The sequence below is a fragment of the Spirulina sp. CS-785/01 genome, from assembly GCF_028330525.1.
Lineage (GTDB): Bacteria > Cyanobacteriota > Cyanobacteriia > Cyanobacteriales > Spirulinaceae > JAQMSD01.
Map to the genome: position 1 here is coordinate 1 of NZ_JAQMSD010000226.1, position 5,168 is coordinate 5,168.

The 5,168-nt window shown below is 49.3% G+C and carries 4 protein-coding genes; 3 read left to right on the forward strand and 1 reads right to left on the reverse strand.

What is annotated here, in order from left to right:
- Window positions 1–152: 152 nt before the first annotated feature.
- Complete coding sequence (locus tag PN462_RS14785) at window positions 153–1,541, reverse strand: slr1306 family protein (RefSeq protein ID WP_272129302.1); 1,389 nt, start codon at window positions 1,539–1,541, stop codon at window positions 153–155.
- 262 nt (window positions 1,542–1,803) lie between these two features.
- On the opposite strand from PN462_RS14785, the gene hetZ reads away from it, so the two are divergent.
- From hetZ to PN462_RS14800, 3 genes are all read left to right on the forward strand, one after another.
- Window positions 1,804–2,922, forward strand: coding sequence for a heterocyst differentiation protein HetZ (gene hetZ, locus PN462_RS14790; protein WP_272129304.1), 1,119 nt, complete (start codon window positions 1,804–1,806; stop codon window positions 2,920–2,922).
- 157 nt (window positions 2,923–3,079) lie between these two features.
- On the forward strand, window positions 3,080–4,033 hold the full coding sequence (locus PN462_RS14795) for a hypothetical protein (RefSeq protein ID WP_272129307.1): 954 nt from the start codon (window positions 3,080–3,082) through the stop codon (window positions 4,031–4,033).
- Between the two features lie 244 nt (window positions 4,034–4,277).
- Window positions 4,278–5,168, forward strand: an 891-nt coding sequence (locus tag PN462_RS14800; protein ID WP_272129309.1) for a tetratricopeptide repeat protein, incomplete at its 3' end; no start/stop codon positions are given.

The following is a 5,168-nucleotide window of genomic DNA, read 5'->3' on the forward strand; positions in this document are numbered from 1 at the left end:
AGATGGAGGAGATGGGGGAGATGGGAGAGATGGGGAAAACAAAAAAATATATATTATTCCCGATTCCCGATTCCCGATTCCCGATTCCCTGTTCCCAGTTCCGGAGTTCCCTATTCCCTGTTCCCTTGTTCACAAACAACAAAGAACAACTATCAACTATCAACTGCTAACCGCTTCATGGTTTGGGGGACAAATTGGCGGAAAAATTGGTTGCGTTGGTTGTGGTGGAAGACTTGTTGGAGTTTTTCGCTGAGTTGATCGAGGTTAAACCCGGTTTCGCTGTTGGGGTTGATGGTTTGTTCTTGGAGATATTCAATGATGCTGAGGGCGGCTAAACGGGTAAAATAGGCGGCACTCACGCCTTCGAGGACTCCTCCGGCAATATAGGTGACGGTGTTACTTTTGAGTAGGGGACTGATGGCTTTATAGGAGAGTTCGACCAGTCCTAGTTTTACCATGAGTTGGCCGATTGTTCCGGTGGCGGTTTGGGCTTGGGCGAGGGTGATTTTTTGTTGGTATAATTTGCCTAGATCGATGACCAGTTGGGCGTTAATGGCGGCGGTGGCCAGTAGGTCTAGGGTGGGGACGGGGTTGGCAAAGGCGGCGGTGGCGGCGATCCATTGGTATTTTTCAATGATGGGCATGGCCCGATCGCGCCTTACTTGATTTAAGCGTGTTTGGATTTGGGTTTGGAGTTGGAGGGCTTCTCGCCAAGTGGTGGCGGTGATGAGGGCGGTTTTTTCTTGGCTGAGGATGGTGGTTACGCGATCGCGCAATTCCTCAATCTCTGGCTTTTGGTCTTCCCAATATTCCCGTATTTCCCCGTTGGCTTGATGTTGTCGCACTTTCACCGGGGCCGGGGCCGCCGCCAGGGGGATAATATCTTGGGGGGAGAGTATAGTTTGGGTCCGCCAGCGTAACTGTTGCAGAATTAAGGCTTTTTCTTCGGGGGGATAACGATCTTGTTTATTAAAGGCTAAAATAACACGCTGATGCTGATGTTTCAGGTGTTTGAGCCGTTGTAAGTCCGACTCGGTTAAATCCCCAGAGGTGAGAAAAATCATTAAATCCTCATCAGTGAACTCTCCCTCAACGGGACCTTCCCGCCAGGTGAGAGGATCAGGAAGGGAAACTTGGGTTAAGGCTTGATGTAGGGCGGTTTTGCCTGTGAGAGGAGAGCCAGCGATCGCCAGTTTTAGCCCCTCCCGATCTAATTTTGGTCTAATTTCCCCTAACGCCGCCTTTAAGTCCGTAATATCAGCGTCTGGAGCTTCCTGCGTCAACGTTTCTAGAAGGGTGTAACCCTGTTGAATTGCCCCTTCTACCTCTTTTTGAGTAATTTTAGCGGGAGAGGGAGGAAGCGTTACCGAAGGGGAGCGGCCTTGTTTCCACCACCAGAGGCCACCCCCCAATAACATCACCCCCATCAACCCCAACTCCTTCACCTCCCCCAAAGACGGCTGAAGCAACCACCAGAGAGAGAGGCCAAAAGATAAACCAACACCACCAATTAACACGGGTTTCCGGAATTTTATCGCCATTATTCTTAAACGGGGAACTGCGATCGAGTAATCTCATGAGCTTACCTTCCCCTATTATCAACTAACACGGAACTGAAGCCAAATCGAGAACCCCTCCCTCATGGAGCAAGACGGAGACTATTCCCTGTTCCCTTCAGACAGTAATTACTGTTTACGTGGAACAAGCTAACTTGTTCTAGCCAACAACCCTACTTGTGAGATTGTGTTACGGTCATAGAGAAAGTAAATCTGGTTCATCAGGTGAGGGATAAACGACCGAGCCGTGGAGACAACGTTTCAATTTATTTATCGCCAACTCAGGCAAAATACGCGAGCTTCCGATCGCAACTGTAAAGACGTTGCGCATCGCCTAACCGAAGAAGTGGAGCGCGTTTGCACCGAAAGCCGCCGAATTCAAGCCTCGGGGGAGGTAGAGAGTTGGGCGAAAACCTTAGCCAATCATCGGGTTAAACAATGCCTCCGGTACTATAAACTGGGGTCTCATCAAGGCCGAGTAGAATTACAAAGTTTACTCAGTGCCATAGTCTATCGCTATATTTCCCCGCCTCAAGGCTCAAATACTTATCAGGGGAGAATTACGCTCATTGAGGACTTTTTACAAGGGTTTTATGTAGAAGCCTTAAATAACTTCCGTAAAGAAACCCATTTGAGCTTAACCTATAGCCCCCGGACCTTGTTGGAATTAGCCGAATATATGGCCTTTTGTGAACGGTACGCCAAGCGACGTATTCCCCTTCCCAGGCGGCGATCGCAACAACTGATCATTCTCCGGGCCCAAACCTTCTCCCAAAAACAACCCCCCGAAGCGTCCATCGACATGGATAGTGCTGCCGAAGGAGGATATGGAGATGGGGAGAGCGATCGCACCGATCCCACCATCCAACAACTGCGCTCTATCCTCGTCGATAACCAAGACGACACCCCCGACAACTCCCTCCGGGAAACCATCATTCAAGAATTGATCGACTACCTCGAAAGTCGCAAACAAAACGACTGCATCGACTACTTTATTCTGCGACTCAAAGACCTCTCCACCAGCGAAATCGAAGAAATCTTAGGCATCACCCCCCGACAACGGGACTACCTGCAACAGCGTTTTAAATACCACCTGATCCGCTTTGCCCTCTCCCATCGTTGGGAATTAGTCCATCAATGGCTAGAGGCCGACTTAGATCACAACCTCGGCCTCACCCCCCAAGAGTGGCAAACCTTCCAAAACCAACTTTCTCCTGAACAAGCGCAACTCCTTGCGGACAAACAACAAGGGAAACCCATCGCCGAAATCGCCAAAACACTCTCACTTACCGAAACCCAAACCGAAAAACAATGGTTCAAACTACTCGAACTGGCCTGGGACATTCGGAATCGTTCAGTATCCTGATTGGGGGCATCTCAAGATGAATAGTGACATGAATCAAAACTTGGATAGTCTGTATCACCAAATACTCAATTGGCTACAAGACTCATCCAGCACTCGTACAAATCCATCCTCCTTTGAAGATTATGGGGATTTTGAAACACCCCAACCTGGAGAATCAATGACAGATTGGGAGATCGAAAAACTAGACCCCCTAGATTGGGAGGAAGAGGACTTTCATCAGGCATCTTCCGAACTTGATGACCCTGAATTCAACCCTCAACCTTTCGCTATGGGAGAAATACCACTCGTGCAAAAACGCTTTTACGCGCTACTCAAGCGCAAACTCCACACGCAAATCGAAAACCAGCCACCGCTTTTTCCTTGGGAAACAGAGTTGACGGAATACGAACCTGATATCTCAGAGGACGCAATACCAGCCTTTTCCCGTCAAATGTGGTTGCCTCAAGTGGCTAATCTTATGCCAGTGGCAATTCCGGAAACGGTACTGGCTTCACTGCTTGATGCCTGTACAGACACCATGGGGATGATCCGTCCCCCTAGTGCCAAAATGGTTAAAGCCGTGCAAGAACTGTTCCCCGACTATGCGCGGGTTCTCAATGAGATGGTTGAACGGATTCGCCTTTCAACCAGTTTCGCCCCTGCCCGACTATCCCACGAAGAAAAACAACGTCAGCGTCAAAAATTAGCAGCCATTTTACCTGCTAATTATCAAGAGGCCACATTGGAACAACAAATGGCAGTCTCGTTGTTGGTGGCGAAAGAAATTCTCGACACCTTAACCCTTATGCTCTCTCCTCGGTCACGAGAAGTGGAGCGATTGTGGGAAACTAATGTGGGAGTGGTTCATTTGCGGGCGGACTATAACCCAGAAACCCCCAACCAAACCAACCGCTTTAGTCGTCAACCCTTGCGCGTCCGAGTTCAGTTACCCAAAGGAGGCTGTTTGACGCTGCAAGCTAACCAAGAGTCTATTACAGCCCAACGCTCCTATGCGGGACATTTGAGCGTTGAACTGTCAGACTGGCAGGTTGGACAACCTTATTTGCTAGAAGTGCGGTTGTTTGATGCCGGGCAAATGCCATTAAAGTTTGCCATTGTGTGTCAGCAATAGAAAAACAAGGCATTTCGCGCCGACTTCTCTCTCACCCGACGAAAAGACGGTGAGAGAGTTCCTATTTGGGGGAGTATTTGGTTTGTCGTCAGCCCTGTGAGCATTCAGAAACCGGGTTTCTCTACTCCATGAGGGGGAAACGGTGAGAGAGTCCAATGAAGATAGAAACCCGGTTTCTCGCAGTGGCATTTCTCTCAGTCTCTAGATTAAACTAGCAATATCGACCTCCATCTGTCTTTGTGCCATGAATGAACAACGCATCCAAGCCTATCTCTCCCTCATTCAAGACTTATTCTCCTGTCCGGGTGGGGAAGAAGGCCAAGTCCTCCAAAACCATCAGGAATTGATTGATGAGGGGTTTGTGTTGGTCTGTGGGCAGGTGGCGGAACAGTTGCAGGGGGAAGGACGGGAAAATGAAGCGGCTTTTCTGCTCAATGTCGCGCAACAGGTGGCGAACTATCTCCAGTCGGCTGAGGGGGAAGGGAGGGAAACTCAGGCCGAGGGGACACCGGAGGAGTATTTGCGGTTTTTAGGGGAGGTGTTGCAAGCGACTTCAGACAGTAATGGCGATCCCTCTGTGGTTTATCCTTTGCTGCAACAGAATACCGATAAACTTGATGAAACCTTTGCTCAAATCTTGCAAGCATGGGCAAGTCACACTTTCAGCGAAATTGAGGAAAATCGAGCCTTTAATATTGCCGCAGATATTGTTAATTTTGCGAATTTAATTCAACAATTCCCGTTAGGCAGACGTGCCGATAATTTAGAAATTGCGATCGCAGGTTATACAACGGTTTCCTCTGTGTTCACCCAAGAAAAATATCCCCAAGATTGGGCAACGACGCAAAATAACTTAGCGGCTGCCTACAGTGACCGCATCCGGGGAGAGCGTGCCGAGAACCTCGAACAGGCGATCGCTGCCTACAAAGCCGCTTTAGAAGTCTATACCCGCACCGCCTTTCCCGAACAATGGGCAACGACGCAAAATAACTTAGCCAATGCCTACCTATACCGCATCCGGGGAGAGCGAGCCGAGAACCTCGAACAGGCGATCGCTGCCTACAAAGCCGCTTTAGAAGTCTATACCCGCACCGCCTTTCCCGAACAATGGGCAACGACGCAAAATAACTTAGCC

Coding starts and splice junctions, on each gene's coding strand:
- PN462_RS14785 (WP_272129302.1), bottom strand. CDS start 1,541: ATGGCGATAAAATTCCGGAAACCCGTGTTAATTGGTGGTGTTGGTTTA.
- PN462_RS14795 (WP_272129307.1), top strand. CDS start 3,080: ATGACAGATTGGGAGATCGAAAAACTAGACCCCCTAGATTGGGAGGAA.